Genomic DNA, 17,870 nt, shown 5'->3' with positions numbered 1-17,870 from the left:
CAATCTCGCGTGAGAGGGGCATGAACGAGCAAGCCACGACCGGGCCGAGCGGCGATCTCTGCATCCGCACGCTGGCGATGCCGGCCGACACCAATGCCAACGGCGACATCTTCGGCGGCTGGCTGCTCAGTCAGATGGACGTCGGCGGCGGCGTGTTCGCCTCGAAGGTTGCGCGGTCGCGCACCGTGACGGTCGCTATCGAGGCGATGAATTTTCGCAAAGCGGTCTATGTCGGCGATCTCGTCTCGGTCTATGCCAATCTCGTGCGCGTTGGGCGCACCTCACTGACCGTGCATCTCGAGGCCTGGGCATTGCGGCGCAAGGAGCTGCATCCGTTCCTCGTCACCGACGGTCATTTCACCTATGTCTCGATCGACGACCACGGCCGTCCGCAGGCGATCCAGCGAAACGATCCGCCGATCGCGACGTAATCGCGCGCGGCGCTCTGCCTCACTTTGCGAGCTTTGCAGCGCCGCAAAACGCGGCACGAGCAAGTCACCTCGTCGCGGCTTTCGCCAAGAACCAGTCATAAAACGGATGAGGTCCCGGCGTACTCAATTGCGTGTCGATTCGGGGTGGAAACGGCCTCAAATGCCTAGGGAACCTTTGGGCAGGAGCACCGTTGTTTGCCCGCACTGAGGAATCCACGGACTATGCCGGACAGCTACATCATCGAAGTCGATTCGCAGACCGCAGGTATCGTCGTTCGTTCTTCTGGAGGCTATTGCTTCTTCGCCTCGTCGCACCGCTTCAACCGTCTCGAAGGCCAGCTCTTCCGCAACGCCCGCGAAGCCGAGCGCGCCGCGCGCAGGCTGGTGAACGGCGATGTGAAGGAGGCGGCGTAAGCACCTACCGCCGGTGATTTCGACGCGCGAGGCGTGGTCGGAATTTTTTGCCGAGCGCACCGCTGCCCCTTCTCCCCTTGTGGGAGAAGGTGGCGCAAAGCGCCGGATGAGGGGTTGCTTCAGCAAGCTCACATGTGAAGGGTGGCTCGCGGAGAGAGACCCCTCACCCGTCTCGCCGCTGCGCGGCGAGCCACCCTCTCCCACAAGGGGAGAGGGTAATAAGTCATCACAACTTCGTCGCCGCCCGCGACAACAGCTTCCACTCGTCGCCCTGCTTCTGCCAGTTCATCAGGATGTGAAGGTTGGTCGATACTTTTTTCCCATCGGCCGCCATCTCCTGCTCGCCCAGCCAGTGGAAACGCACGATCGCTGCGGGGCCGACGACCTTGATGGTGGGATCCTTGTATTCGATCGACAGAAACTTGGACTTGCCGTCGGTCGCGTTGGCGATGAATGTCGCCTTGTCCTCGACCTTGCCGCTGGAATGGCTGTAGCTCAGCTCCTCCGCGCACAGCGCGCCGAGCGCCTTGGGATCGGCCGCGATCTGGGCGAGACGGAAGGCATCGACCCTCTTCGCCACGGCTTCCTCGTCTGCCGAAGCGGCGAGCGCCGGCGTCGCGAACGCAAGCGCGGAGACGGCGAGAGTCGAGAGAGCCAGATCGCGTCGGTTGATCGTCATCGTTTCCTCCTTTTTGATCTTGTGGCCAGTGTTGCAGTCGCGCGCGGCTTTGTCGAGCGTCACCTGCTGGTCATGTGGATGCGTCATTGCGCGATCGAGGCCGTATTGATACGCCTTCCGCATCGATGCGTCGCGCATTTGGGAAAGTACGGAAATGATCGAGACCAAACACGATGGAACGGGCCGGGCGTTGTTGTTCGACATCGACGGCACGCTCGCCGACACCGACCCGTTGCACTTGAAGGCTTTCAACCAGGTGCTCGGCCCGCACGGACACGTCTTCGATCACGCACGTTTCTCCCGCGAGCTGCAGGGCTTCGCCAATGTCGCGATCGGCGATCGCTTTCTGCCCCACGAGGCGCCGGAGCGGCGCGCCTTGATCCTCGAAGAGAAGGAGGAGGTCTTCCGCACCCTGGTAGCCGGGCAGATCGCACCGCTGCCGGGCCTGATGGCGCTGCTCGACCGCGCCGATGGCGCCGGCATTCCCATGGTCGCCGTGACCAACGCGCCGCGTCTCAATGCCGAGCTGCTGCTCTCCGGCCTTGGCATCACGCATCGTTTCAGGGCGCTCGTGATCGGCGCCGAGCTGCCGCATGGCAAGCCGCATCCGCTACCGTACCAGGAAGGGCTGCGTTTCGTCGGCGCGAGGCCGGAAAGCTCGATCGCATTCGAGGACTCCCGTACCGGCGTGCAGTCCGCGACGGCCGCCGGCATTCCGACCGTCGGCATCCGCACCAGCCTCAGCCATGCTGACCTGATTGGAGCAGGCGTGGTCGCCTCCGCCAGCGCGTTCGACGATCCGGATCTGATCGCACGTCTTGCAAGCGTCATGGCGTGGTAGGAAATGGCGTCGTGAGAACCTCCATCCGTTAACCGTGATCGGCATCCGCATTGACCGCAGGCGCGAACCGCCGCACCATGCATCATCCTGATGTGAGGCCTTTGCCGTGACCGGACTGACCCATCGCCAAGCCGAAATCCTCAACATCGCGCGCGCCTCCGGCCGCGTCATGGTCGAGGAGCTCGCGCGCCGCTTCGAGGTGTCGGCGCAGACCATCCGCAAGGATCTCAACGATCTCTGTGAGCGGCGTTCGCTGACCCGCATCCATGGCGGCGCCATCATCGCCTCGGGCGTGGAAAACCTCGCCTATGAGGCGCGCCGCTTCGTCGCCGCCGACGAGAAGAAGGCGATCGGGGCGGCCGCCGCCTCGCTGATCCCGAACGGCTGCTCGCTGTTCATCAACATCGGCACCACGACGGAGGAGGTCGCGAGCGCGCTGACCTCGCATGAGGACCTGCTCGTCATCACCAACAACCTCAACGTCGCGATGCTGCTCTACCGCCATCCGCGCATCGAGGTGGTGGTCGCCGGCGGCACGGTGCGGCGCGCCGACGGCGCGGTGGTCGGCTCGACCGCGACGCAGCTGATCGGCCAGTTCAAGGTCGACTACGCCATCATCGGCGCGTCCGCGATTGACGAAGAGGGCGCGCTACTCGACTTCGACTATCGCGAGGTGCAGGTGGCGCAGGCCATCATCGCCAATGCCCGCAGCGTCATGTTGGTCGCCGATTCCACAAAACTTCGCCGCAGCGCGCCGGTGCGCATCGCCCACATCACCCAGATCCAGACCTTTGTCACCGACCAGGAGCTGCCCGAGCGCCTCGCCACCATCTGCCACAGCAAGGGCATCGAGGTGGTCGAGGCGATGCCGAAGGGCGCGGATATCGACGATGCGCCGACCGACGGCCAGGACGCCGCACCGGAAGCCGCGCCAGTGGTGCGGCTGAGATAGCGGCTAAGCGTCGTCCGACGGGTTGAGCAGCGCAACGCCCGTCGGTTTGAAATCCTCTACATTGCGCGTAACAACCGTCAAACCATGAACTAGCGCGGTTGCAGCAATGAGCGCGTCGCGTTCGGCGCGCGGGTTGGGAACGTGAAGTTGTGCGCAACGCCGCGCGACAGCCGTATCGATAGGCAGGATCCGACCCTCGAAGCGAGCCAGAATCTGGCTGTTGATCCAGCTGCGCAAGATGGCACCTTGCGCTGCGTCCCTGCGTTCGATCAGGCGTGCGCCAAGTTCGATCTCGAGAATCGAAATGACTGAGATGAAGAAGTTTGCTGCCGGAATTGCGCCTGCCCAGGCAACGACGTGCCGATCGGCCTTGTCCGGTCGCCTCAATTCGGAAATGACATTGGTGTCCAGCAGGAACATCAGTCGAGATCAGCAGCCCTGAAGATGCCCTCGTCCACGCGAGGCGGATCGAAATCAAAATCCGCGTTCGTCTGCGCCAGAGCTTCCGCAAGGCTCATGTGTCCGCCGGTCAGGCGCAAGTAGTCCTCGATGGTCAGCAGGACATGGGCTGGACGGCCGCGGTCTGTAATGAAAACGGGTCCTTGCGATGCCGCTTTCTTGGCGCCGCTGGTGTCTTGATTGAATTCTCGGCTGGTCAGGGTGGTCACCATCGTCTGAGCCTCCAAGCCGTGGCCATGCTCCGCTTGGGAAGCTATGTAGGAATGTTGCTACATACAAGTGCAAAGACGTGCCGGCCCACTGGCCCGTGCCTGGATGCCGTTCGGTCGAGCTACTTGCCCCAAAATCTGTCCGTCCACCTGCCGATTTCGCTGCCTCAATGCCCACCAAAAAGTTCCGCTTTCGCTTCCTTTCGCCTCTCTTTCATCTTGCTTTCGTTTTCCGGTGTGATCTAATCAAAAGCGAAAGTAACCGCTCGACGAACGGGCGGTCGCCGGGGGATGCGTCTGTTGGAGCGTATTTTCGATCTCGCCATCATTGGAGGCGGTGTTAACGGCTGCGGCATCGCGCGGGACGCGGTGGGCCGCGGTAACACGGTTTTCCTGTGCGAAATGAACGATCTGGCGAGCGGGACATCGTCCTGGTCGACCAAGCTCGTGCACGGTGGCCTGCGCTATCTCGAATATTACGAGTTCCGGCTGGTCCGCGAGGCGCTGATCGAGCGCGAGATCCTCTGGGGCATCGCGCCCCACATCATCCGACCCCTGCGTTTCGTTTTGCCGCATCACGCCGGCCTGCGCCCGGCCTGGCTGCTGCGCCTTGGCCTCTTTCTCTATGATCACATCGGCGGCCGTCACCTGCTGCCGGCGACCCGCTCGGTCGATCTCAAGCGCGATGAGGTCGGTAAGCCACTGATCCCGAATCGCTACAGCCGCGCCTTCGAATATTCGGACTGCTTCGTCGACGACGCCCGCCTCGTCGTGCTCAATGCGCGCGATGCCGCCGACAAGGGGGCCGAGATCCGCACCCGCACCCGCGCCACCGAGATTCGCCAGTCGGACGGCCTCTGGACCGTCAGCATGGTCGACACGCTGACTGGCGCGCGCTCGCAGATCCGGGCCAAGGCGCTGATCAATGCCGGCGGCCCCTGGGTCGAGGACGTGCTCGGCCGCGGCGCCGGCGTGAATGCGAAGGCCAAGGTGCGCCTGGTGCAGGGCTCGCACATCGTCGTGAAGAAGCTCTACGACCACGACCGCGCCTACATGTTCCAGAACGCCGACGGCCGCATCATCTTCGTGATCCCGTACCAGGACGACTTCACGTTGATCGGCACCACCGACCGCGACTATGACGGCGATCCCGCCAAGGTGAAGGCGACGACTGAGGAGATCGAATATCTCTGCAAGGCGGCGAGCGAATATCTGGCCAAGCCGGTCGCGCCCGCCGACGTGGTCTGGACCTATTCCGGCGTGCGCCCGCTCTATGACGACGGCGCCAGCGAGGCCAAGGCCGCCACGCGCGACTACGTGTTCGAGCTCGACACGCCCGGCGGCGTGCCGCTGCTGTCGATCTATGGCGGCAAGATCACGACCTATCGCAGGCTCGCCGAGGAGGCGCTAGAGCGCCTTGCGCCCTATCTGCGCAGCGCGAAGGCGCGCGAGGGCTGGACCGGCAAATGGCCGCTGCCGGGCGGCGACATGAATGTATCCGACATCGACGGCCTGATCGCCGAGCTGCAGCGCGGCTATCCCTTCCTCAGCCATGCGCATGCGCGGCGCCTGGCGCGCGCCTATGGCACCCGCGCCATCAAGCTGCTCGGCGATGCGAAATCGGCAGCGGATCTCGGCCAGGCCTTTGGCGCCACGCTGACCGAGCGCGAGGTCCGCTATCTCATGGCCAACGAATGGGCCGTCACCGCCGAGGACGTGGTCTGGCGCCGTTCCAAGCTCGGCCTGCGACTATCTGCCGACGAGATCGCGGCCCTCGACGACTGGATCAGGAGCCACGCGGTGGCGCAAAGTCCCCTGCTGGAAGCGGGAGGACGTTCATGACCGTGACACTCGATCACGTGACCCGGACCGTCGAGGGCGTGCCGCACATTCGCGACGTCTCGCTGACGCTCGAGAGCGGCACGCTCAACGTGCTGCTCGGGCCGACGCTGTCGGGCAAGACCTCGATCATGCGGTTGCTCGCCGGCCTCGACAAGCCGACCACGGGCAAGGTGTTCGTCAACGGCAAGGACGTCACCGGCGCCGACGTGCGCCAGCGCTCGGTCGCCATGGTCTATCAGCAGTTCATCAACTACCCCTCGCTGACGGTCTACGAGAACATCGCCTCGCCGCTGCGCGTGCAGGGCAAGCCGCGCGACGAAATCGAGGCGCGCGTGGCGGAGGCGGCAAAGCTGCTGCGGCTCGAGCCGTTCCTGAAGCGCACGCCGCTCCAGCTCTCCGGCGGTCAGCAGCAGCGCACCGCGATCGCGCGCGCGCTGGTCAAGGGCGCCGATCTCGTGCTGCTCGACGAGCCGCTCGCCAATCTCGACTACAAGCTGCGCGAGGAGCTGCGGGCCGAGCTGCCGCGCATTTTCGAGGCCTCGGGCGCGATCTTCGTCTATGCCACCACCGAGCCGACCGAGGCGCTGCTGCTCGGCGGCAACACGGTGTGCATGTGGGAGGGCCAGGCACTGCAGATGGGCGAGACGTCGAACGTCTATCGCCGCCCGCGGACTCTGCGTGTCGCCCAGGTGTTCTCCGATCCGCCGCTCAACCTGGTGGGCCTCGAGAAGGGGGATGGCATGGTTCAATATGCCGGTGGCAGCGCTGCACCGGCGTCCGGACTTTATGCCGGACTTCCCGACGGCTTCTATCGCGTCGGCTTCCGCGCCCATCAGCTCGGGCTTGCCAATGGCGAGGCCGACCGTCACGCCTTTCACGCCACTGTCACGGTGACCGAGATCACCGGTTCGGAGAGCTTCGTGCATTTGACCCGCGACGGATCGAACTGGGTTGCGGTGCTGCACGGCGTGCATGAGTTCGAGCCCGGCCAGATGCTCGATGCCGTGCTCGATCCCAATGATGTCTTCGTCTTCGATGCCGCCGACCGGTTGGTCGCGGCGCCGGGCTCTTAACGGGGAGATGCGCCATGGCCCGCATTGACCTCGTCGATCTCGCCCATTCCTACGGCGGCAACGATGCGCCGCAGGAAAGCTTTGCGCTCAAGCCTGTCACGATGACCTGGCGGCAGGGCGGCGCCTATGCGCTGCTGGGCCCTTCCGGCTGCGGCAAGACCACGCTGCTCAACGTCATCTCCGGCATCATCACGCCGTCGCGGGGGAAAATCCTGTTCGACGGCAAGGACATCACACCGCTGTCAACCCAGAAGCGCAACATCGCCCAGGTGTTCCAGTTTCCGGTGATCTACGACACCATGACGGTCGGACAGAACCTGGCGTTCCCGCTGAAGAACCGCGGCGTGCCGAAGGCCGACATCGAAAGGCGCGTCGCCGAGATCGGCCGCCTGCTCGACCTCGAGCCTTATTTGAACCGCAAGGCCACGCGCCTGACCGCCGACGCCAAGCAGAAGATCTCGCTCGGCCGCGGTCTCGTGCGTAACGACGTTGCCGCCGTGCTGTTCGACGAACCGCTGACGGTGATCGATCCCGAGCTGAAATGGCAGCTCCGCTCCAAGCTGAAGGCGCTGCATCGCGAGCTCGATCTCACGATGATCTACGTCACCCACGACCAGACCGAGGCGTTGACCTTCGCCGACACCGTGGTCGTCATGCATGACGGCCGCGTGGTGCAGAGCGGCACGCCGGCCGAGCTGTTCGACAAGCCGGCGCACACCTTCGTCGGCTATTTCATCGGCTCGCCCGGTATGAACATCCTGCCGGCGGAGGTGAGGGGGCGCGAGGCGCTGATCGACGGCCACGTCATCGCGCTGAACCGCAGCTACGACAACCTGCCCGCGGGGGCGACGATCGAAATCGGCGTCCGTCCCGAATTCGTCGAGGTGGTCGCGCCCGCGCCCGGCCTGCTCACCGCCAGGATCGAGCGCATCGACGATCTCGGCCGCATCCGCTTCGCGCGCGTGCGCGTCGGCGACGCCAAGCTCGCGGCGCGTGCCCCCAGCAGCTTCACCAGCGCGGACGGCACCGCCGGGCTGAGATTCGATCCGTCGCACGTCCACGTCTATGCCGACAGCCTTCTGGTGGAGGGAGCCGCCTGATGGACAAGACCGTCAACCAAAAAGCCTGGTTCCTGGTGCTGCCGGTGTTCCTGGTCGTCGCCTTCTCGGCGGTGCTGCCGCTGATGACGGTGGTGAACTATTCGATGCAGGACACCTTCGGCAACAACCAGTTCTTCTGGAACGGCGTCGGCTGGTTCAAGGAGCTGCTCGATCCCTCCACCGATCTCGGCGGCCGCTTCCTCGCCTCGCTCGGCCGCAACCTGTTCTTCTCGCTCGTCATCCTCGCCATCGAGGTGCCGCTCGGCATCGTCGTCGCGTTGTCGATGCCGCGCGAGGGCTGGACCGTCGCGGCCTGCCTCGTCATCCTCGCGCTGCCGCTGCTGATCCCCTGGAACGTGGTCGGCACCATCTGGCAGATCTTCGGGCGTCCCGACATCGGCCTGCTCGGCTACGTCCTCAACGCCATGGGCTTCGACTACAATTACGTCTCCAACGACGTCGATGCCTGGGTCACCGTCATCGTGATGGACGTCTGGCACTGGACCAGCCTGGTCGCGCTGCTCTGCTACGCCGGCCTGAAGTCGATCCCCGAAGCCTATTACCAGGCCGCGCAGATCGACGGCGCCTCGCGCTGGGCCGTGTTCAAGGCGATCCAGCTGCCGAAGATGAACCGCGTGCTGTTGATCGCGGTGCTGCTGCGCTTCATGGACAGCTTCATGATTTACACCGAGCCGTTCGTCGTCACCGGCGGCGGGCCCGGCAATTCCACCACCTTCGTCTCGATCGAGCTGGTCAAGATCGCACTCGGCCAGTTCGATCTCGGCAAGGCCGCCGCGCTGTCGCTGGTCTACAACCTCATCATCCTGATCGTCTGCTGGATCTTCTACACCGTCATGACCAACGCCGGTGTGGAACGCAAAGTCCAGGCGGAAAGCGAGCCGGCGGTGGAGCCCAAACCTTCGGCCGCGCTCAAGCCCGTGCCCGCCCTCAAGCCTAGGGAAGGAGTGGCCTGATGCATTCGATCCCCGGCCGCCGCCTCATCATGGGGCTGTTCCTGGTCTTCCTGCTGCTGCCGATCTACTGGCTCGTCAACATGAGCTTCAAGACCAACAGCGAGATCGTCTCGACGATGACGCTGTGGCCGCACACCCCGACGCTGCAGCATTACAAGCGCATCTTCACCGACGAGAGCTGGTATTCGGGCTACATCAATTCGCTCGAATACGTCGTCCTCAACACCGTCATCTCGATCGCCGTGGCGCTGCCGGCGGCTTACGCCTTCTCGCGCTACCGCTTCCTCGGCGACAAGCACCTGTTCTTCTGGCTGCTGTCGAACCGCATGGCGCCGGCCGCGGTCTATGCGCTGCCGTTCTTCAATCTCTATTCGGCGATCGGGCTGTTCGACACACCCTGGGCGGTCGCGCTCGCGCACTGCATCTTCAACGTGCCGCTGGCGGTGTGGATCCTCGAAGGCTTCGTCTCCGGCGTGCCGCGCGAGATCGACGAGACCGCCTTCCTCGACGGCTATTCCTTCCCGCGCTTCTTCATCAAGATCCTGGTGCCGCTGATTGCGAGCGGCATCGGCGTCGCCGCCTTCTTCTGCTTCATGTTCTCCTGGGTCGAGCTGCTGCTGGCGCGCACGCTGACCTCGGTGCACGCGAAGCCCATTGCCGCGATCATGACGCGCACGGTCTCGGCCGCCGGCATGGATTGGGGCCTGCTCGCCGCCGCCGGCGTGCTCACCATCATTCCGGGCGCGCTGGTGATCTGGTTCGTCCGCAACTACATCGCGCGCGGCTTCGCGCTCGGCCGCGTGTAGGAGGCATCAATGGAATCCATCGCATGGATGGCCTGGACGCTGCCGACGGCGATCTTCTTCGCCGCGCTGGCCTCGACGCTTGCCGTGATGACGTGGCTTGCCGCGGTCTATCCCGAGGCCGAGCGTGTCGGCGTGCTGCGCATCCCGACCACGCGCGGCGACCGCCTGTTCATCTCGCTGATCGCGGCCGCCGTCATCCACCTCGCGTGGATCGGCCTCGTCGGCACCGACGCGATCGCCACGCTGCCGGTCGGCGAGGAGGGGTTTGAGATCTCGAGCCTGTGGCTCGCATCAGGAATTTCGCTGGTCACGGCCGCGCTCATTTTCCGCACGGTCTGAAGCTTGCGAAAGGGACGGCCAGATCCGGGACCAACCCGGGCCTGTATAAAAGTTTGTCGCTGCAACGGAGGAAAACATGCGACAGTTTAGGAGAAGGAAAGGTCCATTGACCAAGAATAGCTTTCTGACCATGTCCAGCGCCGCTGCGATCATCGCAGTGTCGCTCGCCGTCTCGGCGCCGGTTCGCGCCGCCGACGACGCCGTGATCCAGAAGTGGATCGCGGAATTCACGCCTTCGACGCTGTCGAAGGAGGACCAGAAGAAGGAGCTGGAGTGGTTCGCCAAGGCGGCCGAACCGTTCAAGGGCATGGAGATCAACGTCGTCTCCGAGACGATCACGACTCATGAATACGAGGCGCAGACGCTCGCCAAGGCATTCTCCGAGCTCACCGGCATCAAGCTCAAGCACGATCTCATCCAGGAAGGTGACGTCGTCGAGAAGCTGCAGACCCAGATGCAGTCGGGCAAGAACGTCTATGACGGCTGGATCAACGACTCCGACCTGATCGGCACGCATTTCCGCTACGGCCAGACCATTGCGCTGTCGGACTACATGACCGGCGAGGGCAAGGACGTCACCAACCCCATGCTCGACGTCAACGACTTCATCGGCAAGTCGTTCGGCACCGGGCCGGACGGCAAGCTCTACCAGCTGCCCGACCAGCAGTTCGCGAACCTCTACTGGTTCCGCTACGACTGGTTCACCAATGCCGACTACAAGGCCAAGTTCAAGGCCAAGTATGGCTACGAGCTCGGCGTGCCCGTGAACTGGTCGGCCTATGAGGACATCGCCGAGTTCTTCACCAACGACATCAAGGAGATCAACGGCGTCAAGGTCTACGGCCATATGGACTATGGCAAGAAGGACCCCTCGCTCGGATGGCGCTTCACCGACGCCTGGCTGTCGATGGCCGGCAACGGTGACAAGGGCATTCCGAACGGTCTGCCGGTCGACGAATGGGGCATCCGCATGGAGGGCTGCCGCCCGGTCGGCTCTTCGGTGGAGCGTGGCGGCGACACCAATGGTCCGGCCGCAGTCTACTCGATCACGAAGTATCTCGAGTGGATGAAGAAGTATGCGCCGCCGCAGGCGCAGGGCATGACCTTCTCCGAGTCCGGCCCCGTGCCGTCGCAGGGTAACATCGCCCAGCAGATGTTCTGGTACACCGCCTTCACCGCCGACATGGTGAAGCCGGGTCTGCCGGTGGTGAATGCGGACGGTACGCCGAAATGGCGTATGGCTCCGTCGCCGCACGGCTCCTACTGGAAGGAAGGCATGAAGCTCGGCTACCAGGACGCCGGCTCCGCCACGCTGCTGAAGTCGACCCCGCCGGATCGCCGCAAGGCAGCCTGGCTCTATCTCCAGTTCATCGTCTCCAAGTCGGTGAGCTTGAAGAAGAGCCATGTCGGTCTCACCTTCATCCGTGAATCCGACATCTGGGACAAGTCGTTCACCGAGCGTGCGCCGAAGCTCGGCGGCCTGATCGAGTTCTACCGCTCGCCCGCGCGCGTGCAGTGGACCCCGACCGGCAACAACGTGCCCGACTATCCGAAGCTCGCGCAGCTGTGGTGGCAGAACATCGGCGATGCGTCGTCCGGTGCGAAGACGCCGCAGCAGGCGATGGATGCTCTCGCGGCGGCCCAGGACTCCGTGTTGGAGCGCTTGGAGAAGTCCGGTGTGCAGGGCGCCTGCGGTCCGAAGCTGCACAAGAAGGAGTCGGCCGAATTCTGGTTCGCCAAGGCCCAGAAGGACGGCACCATCGCGCCGCAGCGCAAGCTCGCCAACGAGAAGCCGAAGGGCGAGACGGTGGACTACGACACCCTGATCAAGTCGTGGCCCGCCACTCCGCCCAAGCGCGCATCGCTGCAGTAAGCGACGTCTCATAACCACGAAAGGCCGGGAGCAATCCCGGCCTTTTTGTTTTGGTGGTGTGTTGCTTCCACACCCGTCACTGCAAGCGCAGTTCCCAACGACGCGTCTGTTGAGGAAGGCGCCCACCACAACCACGGTGTGGTCCTGGCGAAGGCCACGACCCATAACCACCGAACTTTGTTGTGGCGAACAATGCTGGCCTCGTCGCGCCCAGACAACGCCCACCGGGGAAATGGGTCCTGGCTTTCGCCAGGACGACGCGGGGAGACGGCGTAGTCGACCGCGCCTCCGCTTGACTCCCCATCACATCGAATTCATGATCAGCATAATGCGATTGAAGTAATCGTATATCGATTACTCGCGAAAGCCGTTTGGGCCAGCATTGGCCCGTTCCGGAGGCGGGTGGATGGCATTGATCGAGGCGTTCAGGCAGTTGCTGGGCGACACGGCCGTGCTGACGCGCGAGGAGGATCTCGCGGGTCTGACCGAAGATTGGCGCGGCCGGTTTCACGCGCCGGCGCTCTGTGCGGTCCTGCCCTCGACGACGGAGCAGGTCGCGGCGATCGTCCGTCTCTGTGTCGCCCATGACACGCCGGTGCTGCCGCAGGGCGGCAACACCAGCCTGTGCGGCGGCGCGACGCCGTCGGGGCAGGGCAAGCCGCCTGTGATCGTTGCCCTGACGCGCATGCGCCGGATCCGCTCGCTCGATCCCGTCAACAATACCATGGTGGTCGATGCCGGCTGCGTGCTTGCGACCATCCAGGAGAGCGCGGTTGCCGCCGGCCGGCTTTATCCGGTCAGCCTCGGCGCTGAAGGCTCGTGCCAGATTGGCGGTAATATCGGCACCAATGCCGGCGGCACCGGCGTGCTCCGCTATGGCAATACGCGCGACAATGTGCTCGGGCTCGAAGTCGTGCTGCCGGACGGCTCGATCTGGGACGGCCTCTACGCGCTGCGCAAGAACAACACCGGCTACGACCTCAAGCATCTGTTTATCGGTTCGGAAGGCACGCTCGGCATCATCACCGGTGCGGTGCTGAAGCTACATCCGCTGCCGACGGCGGAAGCCGTCGCCTGGCTCACTGTCGACAGTCCGCATCAGGCGCTCGACGTGCTCGGGCTGTTCCAGGCGGCCTGCAACTCGCGGCTCTCCGCCTTCGAGCTGATGAATGCCAAACAGATCCAGCTCGTGCTGGAGCAGGTACCGGGCCGGCGCTGCCCGGTCGCAGAGATCGACACCTGGCACGTGCTCGTTGAACTCTCCGACACCGGCGATGCAGCCGCGCTCGCGGCGACGATGCAGGCGGTGCTCGAGCAGGCGCTTGAAGCGGGCCTCGTCAGCGACGGCGTCGTCGCGTCGAGCGAGGCGCAGCGCAAGGCGATGTGGCTGGTGCGTCACAGCGTGTCGGAAGCCAACAAGAAGGCCGGCGTCGGCCTGACCTCGGATACCGCCGTGCCGGTCTCCACCGTGCCTGCCTTCATCGACCAGGCCATGGCGGCTGTGCGCGCGATCGTACCGGACCTGCCGTTCATCATCGTCGGCCACATGGGCGATGGCAACATCCATCTCATCCCCTTCTTCAGCTTCGCCGAATGGGACGCGCTGCCGGACCGCGACGTGACTGCGCAGAAGATTCGCCGCGCCATGAACGATGTCGCCAGCTCCTTGCGCGGCACCTTCAGCGCCGAGCACGGCGTCGGGCGCACGCTGACCGGCGAGATGAGCCGCTACAAGCCGCCGGTCGAACTCGCTCTTATGCGGGCGGTGAAACAGGCGTTCGATCCGTCGGGTCTGTTCAATCCCGGCCGCGTTCTGCCGCCGTCATCGGCGCCTGAGGCGGCCCCAATTTCGCCGACCACCGCAACATCGTAGAGAGGGGACTGACATGACCAACGCATCGAAGCTCATTACTTCCCGCCGTCGTCTGCTGCTTGGCGCGGGAGCCGGCGCTGTCGCGCTGGCCGCGCCGTCCGTCTGGTCGCCGTCCCGCGCCGCGGGCAAGCGCATCGTCGTGCGCGACGACGGCGGCATCTACACCAAGGCCTATGGCGCGGTGTTCTATCGTCCGTTCACCGCAGCGACCGGCATCGAGGTCGTCGGCGTGCAGGCCAATGCAGAGCCGGTCGCGCAGATCAAGACCATGGTCGACACCAAGAACTACACCTGGGACATGGCCAAGATCTCCTGGCCCGCGATCGAGATACTGACCACCGGCGGCAAGCAATATCTGGAGAAGCACGGTCTCGAATCCGAGCCGGTCGTCAAGTCGATCCCGGCCGAATTTGCTTCGCCCTACGGTGTTGCCACCAACGTCTACACCACCGTGCTGGCCTACCGCACGGACGCCTTCAAAGGACGCAAGGCACCGCAGTCCTGGGCTGATTTCTGGAACGTGGCGGAGTTTCCGGGCCGCCGCGCCGTGCGCAAGCATCCGTTCGACACGATCGAGCAGGCGCTGATGGGTGCGGGCGTGCCGACCGCGCAGGTCTACCCCTGCGATCTCGACAAGGCCTTTGCCTCGCTCGACAAGATCAAGTCGCAGGTCGCCGTGTGGTGGACCAGCGGCGCGCAGGTCGAGCAGATGCTGACCTCGGGCGAGATCGATCTGCTGCCGACCTGGGTGTCGCGTCCCCAGGCAGCCCAGGCAGCCGGCGCGCCGGTCGAGATCGTCTGGAATCAGGGCATCTGGGGCGGCGACAATTGGTCGATCCTATCAGGCACGCCGAACGCCGATGCCTGCCGCGAGTTCATCAAGTTCGCTTCTGATCCGAAGCGCCAGGCGGCGCTCGTCGAATATTTCCCGGCCGGTCTCACGCAGCCGGAGGCCTTCAACTACGTCAAGCCCGAAGTCGCGAAGAACTGCCCGACCTATCCCGACAACATCAAGGCCGGGCTGAAGATCAACGCCAAATACTGGCTCGACAACCAGGCCGCCGTCATCGAGCGCTTCAACAGCTGGATCCTGGCTTGATCGGCAAGGGAGGCGCCAGCGGATCGGAGCGGCCCATGGTCTCGTCGAGCCTGCGCATTCGCGCGCTGTGCAAGCGCTATGGCGACTTCGTTGCGCTGGCGCCGACCAGCCTCGACGTCGCAAAGGGCGAATTCCTCACCCTGCTCGGCCCCTCGGGATCGGGCAAGACCACGCTGCTCAGCCTGATCGCCGGGCTCGCCCATCCCGACGAAGGGCAGATCCTGATCGACGACACCGACGTCACGCGCAGCCCGGCCTATGCGCGCGACATCGGTGTCGTGTTCCAGAACTACGCGCTGTTTCCTCACATGACGATCGAGGACAACATCGCCTTTCCCCTCAAGATGCGGAAAGTCTCTGATGCGGAGGCGCGCCGGCGTACCGCCGAGGCGCTGGAGACGGTGCGCCTGCCGCACGTCGCAAAGCGTTATCCGCGCGAATTGTCCGGCGGTCAGCAGCAGCGCATCGCGCTGGCGCGCTGCATCGTCTATCGCCCCGCCATCATTCTGATGGACGAGCCGCTGGGCGCGCTCGACAAGAAGCTGCGCGACCAGATGCAGCTCGAGATCAAGCGCATCCATCGCGAGCTCGGCACCACGATCGTCTATGTTACCCACGACCAGGAAGAGGCGATGACCATGTCGGATCGCATCTGCCTGATGAACGCAGGCGCGATCGAGCAGCTCGGCACGCCGCAGGATCTCTACTTCCGGCCGCGCTCGGTATTCGTCGCCGACTTCCTCGGCGAGTCCAACCTGCTCAGCGCCACCGTGCGCGGCGTCGACGGCGAGGGACTCGACATCGTCCTCACCGCGCAGCTTGCGGCCTCGCGCGCGGTCGGCAATGGCTCCCGGTTCGTCGCCGGCGAGCCGGTCAAGGTCATGGTGCGCCCGCAGAACCTCGTGGTCGGCGAGGGCGGCCAGCTGTCCGGCCGGCTTACGGACGTGATGATCAGCGGCAGCCTGACGCGGCTCTACATCGCACCGGAGACCGCGGACCTGCCCCAGCTCGTTGCTGCCCATCCGACCCGCAGCGGAGCGGCGCCTTACGAGATCGGCCAGCGCCTGTCGCTCGGATGGCATGCGGCGGATGCCGTCGCCATCCATGACGGGAAGGGGGGCTGAGCTTGGCTGGCATGCGCGCGAGATCGCAGAGGCTGGCCTGGACGCGGGCCGCAATGGGCGCGCCGCTGGTGCTGCTGCTCGTGCTGTTTCTGGTCTATCCCGTCGGCCAGCTGCTGTTGCTCAGCGTCTACGGCGACAATGGCTTCACGCTTGCGCAATATCGCCAGCTCTTTGCTTCGTCGGTCTATCTCGACGTTCTCCTGATCACGCTCAAGATATCGCTGGCGACCACGCTGGTCTGCGTCGTCACCGGCTATCCGATCGCCTATCTGATCTCGGTCGTCGGCAAGGAGCGTAAGGCAACGCTGCTGTTCTGGGTGCTGCTGTCATTCTGGACCAGCTTTCTCGTTCGCGCCTTCGCCTGGATCGTGCTGCTCGGCCGCAACGGCGTCATCAACAAGCTCCTGCTCTCGCTCGGCATCATCTCGAGCCCCGCGAGCCTGCTCTACAATTTCGGCAGCGTCCTGGTCGGTATGGTCAATGCGCTGCTGCCGCTCGCCGTGCTGACCATGCTCTCGGTGATGGAGAACATCGACCGCACCCTGCCGCGCGCTGCCGCCACGCTCGGAGCGCGACCGGGCATGGCGTTCTGGAAGATCTATTTTCCGCTGTCGTTGCCCGGCGTTGCCGCTGCCGGAATCATGGTGTTCGTCACGGCGATCGGCTTCTTCATCGTGCCGGCGCTGCTCGGCGGGCGCCGCGAGACCATGATCACCCAGCTCATCATCGACCAGGTCCAGCAGACCATGAACTGGGGCTTCGCCGGTGCGATCTCGGTGCTGCTGCTGGTCGTCGTGCTCATCGTCTTTGCCGCCTATGACCGGCTGCTCGGCCTGTCGACCATGACGGGCGTATCGGCACCGCGCAATGCGAAGCCGTCGCCTCTTTCGGCCCCGGTCGTGCGGGCGGGCGATGCGCTGCTGACGCTGCTCGGCGCGATCTCCGACCGTATCGTTCTGCTATGGCCGTCACGCGGTCGCGACCGCAATCTCGATCAGGCCGGCATGGGCTTGCAGGCTTTCGTCTGGACCATGCTGCTCATCATCAGCGCCCCGACGATACTGATGATCCCGCTGTCATTCGGCACCGGCGGTCTGAATTGGCCGCCGCAGGGCTTTACCCTGCATTGGTACGAGACGGTGCTGAATTCGCCGGTCTGGACCCAGGCCATGCTGCGCTCGCTGCTGGTTGGCATCGGCACCGGTCTGCTCGCCATGCTGATCGGCACGCCGGCCGCGTTCCTGCTGGTGCGCAGCGATATCCGCGGCAAGGCGGCGTGGCTCGCCTTCATCCTGTCGCCGATCGTGGTGCCGCGCATGATCATCGCGGTCGGCCTGTTCTACGTGTTCGCGCGCATGGGTCTCGTCGGCAGCGCCGTCGGCCTCATTCTCGGCCACACCGTCGTCGCCGTGCCTTACGTGGTCATGACCATGATGGCCGTGCTGCGCAATTATGACACGCGGCTGGATCAGGCTGCGCAGAGCCTCGGGGCGCGCCCGGTCGCGACGCTGCGTTTCGTCACCTTCCCGATCCTCGGCGCCGGGATGATGTCGTCTTTCCTGTTTGCGTTTGCGACCTCGTTCGACGAGCTGACCATCGCGCTGTTTGCCACCGGCGGCCTCAATGCGACGTTGCCCAAGCAGTTCTGGGACGAGGTGACGCTTCAGGTCTCGCCCTCGATCGCCGCCGTCTCGACCTGTCTGTTCGTTTTCATGGGGCTTCTCATCTTCGTGGCCGAACGCCTGCGCCGGCGCGCCGCCGCAAGATAGAAGCGCCACCGTC

At 64.6% G+C, this 17,870-nt stretch carries 18 protein-coding genes; 15 read left to right on the top strand and 3 right to left on the bottom strand.

What is annotated here, in order from left to right:
* Nucleotides 1-20 precede the first annotated feature (20 nt).
* On the top strand, nucleotides 21-431 hold the full coding sequence (locus tag ACNJYA_RS31990) for an acyl-CoA thioesterase (RefSeq protein ID WP_027577195.1): 411 nt from the start codon (nucleotides 21-23) through the stop codon (nucleotides 429-431).
* A 222-nt stretch (nucleotides 432-653) separates the two neighbouring features.
* On the top strand, nucleotides 654-845 hold the full coding sequence (locus ACNJYA_RS31985) for a hypothetical protein (protein WP_036013862.1): 192 nt from the start codon (nucleotides 654-656) through the stop codon (nucleotides 843-845).
* 226 nt (nucleotides 846-1,071) lie between these two features.
* Here ACNJYA_RS31985 and ACNJYA_RS31980 read toward each other — a convergent pair whose 3' ends face one another.
* Nucleotides 1,072-1,524: a nuclear transport factor 2 family protein gene (locus ACNJYA_RS31980; protein WP_172785960.1), complete on the bottom strand. Its 453-nt coding sequence runs from the start codon at nucleotides 1,522-1,524 to the stop codon at nucleotides 1,072-1,074.
* A 154-nt stretch (nucleotides 1,525-1,678) separates the two neighbouring features.
* Between ACNJYA_RS31980 and ACNJYA_RS31975 the strand changes: the two genes are divergently transcribed.
* Nucleotides 1,679-2,365, top strand: a complete 687-nt coding sequence (locus ACNJYA_RS31975) for an HAD family hydrolase (RefSeq protein WP_439401312.1) — start codon at nucleotides 1,679-1,681, stop codon at nucleotides 2,363-2,365.
* Between the two features lie 106 nt (nucleotides 2,366-2,471).
* On the top strand, nucleotides 2,472-3,317 hold the full coding sequence (locus ACNJYA_RS31970; protein WP_172785859.1) for a DeoR/GlpR family DNA-binding transcription regulator: 846 nt from the start codon (nucleotides 2,472-2,474) through the stop codon (nucleotides 3,315-3,317).
* Between the two features lie 3 nt (nucleotides 3,318-3,320).
* Here the strand turns inward: ACNJYA_RS31970 and ACNJYA_RS31965 are convergent, their stop codons facing one another.
* Both ACNJYA_RS31965 and ACNJYA_RS31960 read right to left on the bottom strand, forming a co-directional pair.
* A complete protein-coding gene (locus ACNJYA_RS31965) occupies nucleotides 3,321-3,737 on the bottom strand; it encodes a type II toxin-antitoxin system VapC family toxin (RefSeq protein WP_260380364.1) in 417 nt (138 codons plus the stop codon).
* Nucleotides 3,737-3,988 (bottom strand): type II toxin-antitoxin system prevent-host-death family antitoxin, encoded by a 252-nt coding sequence (locus ACNJYA_RS31960; protein WP_197949300.1) that lies wholly within the window; start codon nucleotides 3,986-3,988, stop codon nucleotides 3,737-3,739. Before ACNJYA_RS31960 ends, ACNJYA_RS31965 begins: the two co-directional genes overlap by 1 nt.
* A gap of 288 nt (nucleotides 3,989-4,276) precedes the next feature.
* Between ACNJYA_RS31960 and glpD the strand changes: the two genes are divergently transcribed.
* The 11 genes from glpD to ACNJYA_RS31905 all read left to right on the top strand — a co-directional run bounded on the left by glpD (nucleotide 4,277) and on the right by ACNJYA_RS31905 (nucleotide 17,857).
* Nucleotides 4,277-5,827: a glycerol-3-phosphate dehydrogenase gene (glpD, locus tag ACNJYA_RS31955; protein WP_212259019.1), complete on the top strand. Its 1,551-nt coding sequence runs from the start codon at nucleotides 4,277-4,279 to the stop codon at nucleotides 5,825-5,827.
* Entirely contained in the window at nucleotides 5,824-6,900 is a 1,077-nt protein-coding gene (locus tag ACNJYA_RS31950; RefSeq protein ID WP_212259020.1) for an ABC transporter ATP-binding protein, read from the top strand. Before glpD ends, ACNJYA_RS31950 begins: the two co-directional genes overlap by 4 nt.
* 14 nt (nucleotides 6,901-6,914) lie before the next feature.
* The gene (locus ACNJYA_RS31945) at nucleotides 6,915-8,000 is read left to right on the top strand and encodes an ABC transporter ATP-binding protein (RefSeq protein WP_439401311.1); all 1,086 of its coding nucleotides are present in this window, start codon (nucleotides 6,915-6,917) and stop codon (nucleotides 7,998-8,000) included.
* Nucleotides 8,000-8,974 carry a carbohydrate ABC transporter permease gene (locus ACNJYA_RS31940; protein WP_212259022.1) on the top strand — a complete coding sequence of 325 codons (975 nt, stop codon included), beginning with the start codon at nucleotides 8,000-8,002 and terminating at the stop codon, nucleotides 8,972-8,974. Before ACNJYA_RS31945 ends, ACNJYA_RS31940 begins: the two co-directional genes overlap by 1 nt.
* Nucleotides 8,974-9,780, top strand: a complete 807-nt coding sequence (locus ACNJYA_RS31935; RefSeq protein WP_172785866.1) for a carbohydrate ABC transporter permease — start codon at nucleotides 8,974-8,976, stop codon at nucleotides 9,778-9,780. Before ACNJYA_RS31940 ends, ACNJYA_RS31935 begins: the two co-directional genes overlap by 1 nt.
* Before the next feature lie 9 nt (nucleotides 9,781-9,789).
* Complete coding sequence (locus ACNJYA_RS31930) at nucleotides 9,790-10,119, top strand: DUF2160 domain-containing protein (protein ID WP_439401310.1); 330 nt, start codon at nucleotides 9,790-9,792, stop codon at nucleotides 10,117-10,119.
* A gap of 130 nt (nucleotides 10,120-10,249) precedes the next feature.
* Nucleotides 10,250-11,992 (top strand): ABC transporter substrate-binding protein, encoded by a 1,743-nt coding sequence (locus tag ACNJYA_RS31925; protein WP_260383734.1) that lies wholly within the window; start codon nucleotides 10,250-10,252, stop codon nucleotides 11,990-11,992.
* Nucleotides 11,993-12,398: 406 nt separating this feature from the next.
* Nucleotides 12,399-13,865: an FAD-binding oxidoreductase gene (locus tag ACNJYA_RS31920; protein ID WP_439401309.1), complete on the top strand. Its 1,467-nt coding sequence runs from the start codon at nucleotides 12,399-12,401 to the stop codon at nucleotides 13,863-13,865.
* A 13-nt stretch (nucleotides 13,866-13,878) separates the two neighbouring features.
* On the top strand, nucleotides 13,879-14,964 hold the full coding sequence (locus ACNJYA_RS31915; protein WP_172785869.1) for an ABC transporter substrate-binding protein: 1,086 nt from the start codon (nucleotides 13,879-13,881) through the stop codon (nucleotides 14,962-14,964).
* 35 nt (nucleotides 14,965-14,999) lie between these two features.
* The gene (locus tag ACNJYA_RS31910; protein WP_439401308.1) at nucleotides 15,000-16,088 is read left to right on the top strand and encodes an ABC transporter ATP-binding protein; all 1,089 of its coding nucleotides are present in this window, start codon (nucleotides 15,000-15,002) and stop codon (nucleotides 16,086-16,088) included.
* Between the two features lie 11 nt (nucleotides 16,089-16,099).
* Complete coding sequence (locus tag ACNJYA_RS31905) at nucleotides 16,100-17,857, top strand: ABC transporter permease subunit (protein WP_439401307.1); 1,758 nt, start codon at nucleotides 16,100-16,102, stop codon at nucleotides 17,855-17,857.
* Nucleotides 17,858-17,870: the final 13 nt, after the last annotated feature.

Source organism: Bradyrhizobium sp. BLXBL-01 (genome assembly GCF_051853025.1).
GTDB lineage: Bacteria > Pseudomonadota > Alphaproteobacteria > Rhizobiales > Xanthobacteraceae > Bradyrhizobium.
Note: the sequence above shows the minus strand (reverse complement) of the source record. Positions and strands in the feature narration are given on the sequence as shown.

What these genes read in the sequence shown, in the direction of transcription:
- ACNJYA_RS31990 (WP_027577195.1), top strand. Translation starts at nt 21, where the DNA reads ATGAACGAGCAAGCCACGACCGGGCCGAGCGGCGATCTCTGCATCCGC.
- ACNJYA_RS31985 (WP_036013862.1), top strand. Translation starts at nt 654, where the DNA reads ATGCCGGACAGCTACATCATCGAAGTCGATTCGCAGACCGCAGGTATC.
- ACNJYA_RS31980 (WP_172785960.1), bottom strand. Translation starts at nt 1,524, where the DNA reads ATGACGATCAACCGACGCGATCTGGCTCTCTCGACTCTCGCCGTCTCC.
- ACNJYA_RS31975 (WP_439401312.1), top strand. Translation starts at nt 1,679, where the DNA reads ATGATCGAGACCAAACACGATGGAACGGGCCGGGCGTTGTTGTTCGAC.
- ACNJYA_RS31965 (WP_260380364.1), bottom strand. Translation starts at nt 3,737, where the DNA reads ATGTTCCTGCTGGACACCAATGTCATTTCCGAATTGAGGCGACCGGAC.
- ACNJYA_RS31960 (WP_197949300.1), bottom strand. Translation starts at nt 3,988, where the DNA reads ATGGTGACCACCCTGACCAGCCGAGAATTCAATCAAGACACCAGCGGC.
- glpD (WP_212259019.1), top strand. Translation starts at nt 4,277, where the DNA reads ATGCGTCTGTTGGAGCGTATTTTCGATCTCGCCATCATTGGAGGCGGT.
- ACNJYA_RS31950 (WP_212259020.1), top strand. Translation starts at nt 5,824, where the DNA reads ATGACCGTGACACTCGATCACGTGACCCGGACCGTCGAGGGCGTGCCG.
- ACNJYA_RS31945 (WP_439401311.1), top strand. Translation starts at nt 6,915, where the DNA reads ATGGCCCGCATTGACCTCGTCGATCTCGCCCATTCCTACGGCGGCAAC.
- ACNJYA_RS31940 (WP_212259022.1), top strand. Translation starts at nt 8,000, where the DNA reads ATGGACAAGACCGTCAACCAAAAAGCCTGGTTCCTGGTGCTGCCGGTG.
- ACNJYA_RS31935 (WP_172785866.1), top strand. Translation starts at nt 8,974, where the DNA reads ATGCATTCGATCCCCGGCCGCCGCCTCATCATGGGGCTGTTCCTGGTC.
- ACNJYA_RS31930 (WP_439401310.1), top strand. Translation starts at nt 9,790, where the DNA reads ATGGAATCCATCGCATGGATGGCCTGGACGCTGCCGACGGCGATCTTC.
- ACNJYA_RS31925 (WP_260383734.1), top strand. Translation starts at nt 10,250, where the DNA reads ATGTCCAGCGCCGCTGCGATCATCGCAGTGTCGCTCGCCGTCTCGGCG.
- ACNJYA_RS31920 (WP_439401309.1), top strand. Translation starts at nt 12,399, where the DNA reads ATGGCATTGATCGAGGCGTTCAGGCAGTTGCTGGGCGACACGGCCGTG.
- ACNJYA_RS31915 (WP_172785869.1), top strand. Translation starts at nt 13,879, where the DNA reads ATGACCAACGCATCGAAGCTCATTACTTCCCGCCGTCGTCTGCTGCTT.
- ACNJYA_RS31910 (WP_439401308.1), top strand. Translation starts at nt 15,000, where the DNA reads ATGGTCTCGTCGAGCCTGCGCATTCGCGCGCTGTGCAAGCGCTATGGC.
- ACNJYA_RS31905 (WP_439401307.1), top strand. Translation starts at nt 16,100, where the DNA reads ATGCGCGCGAGATCGCAGAGGCTGGCCTGGACGCGGGCCGCAATGGGC.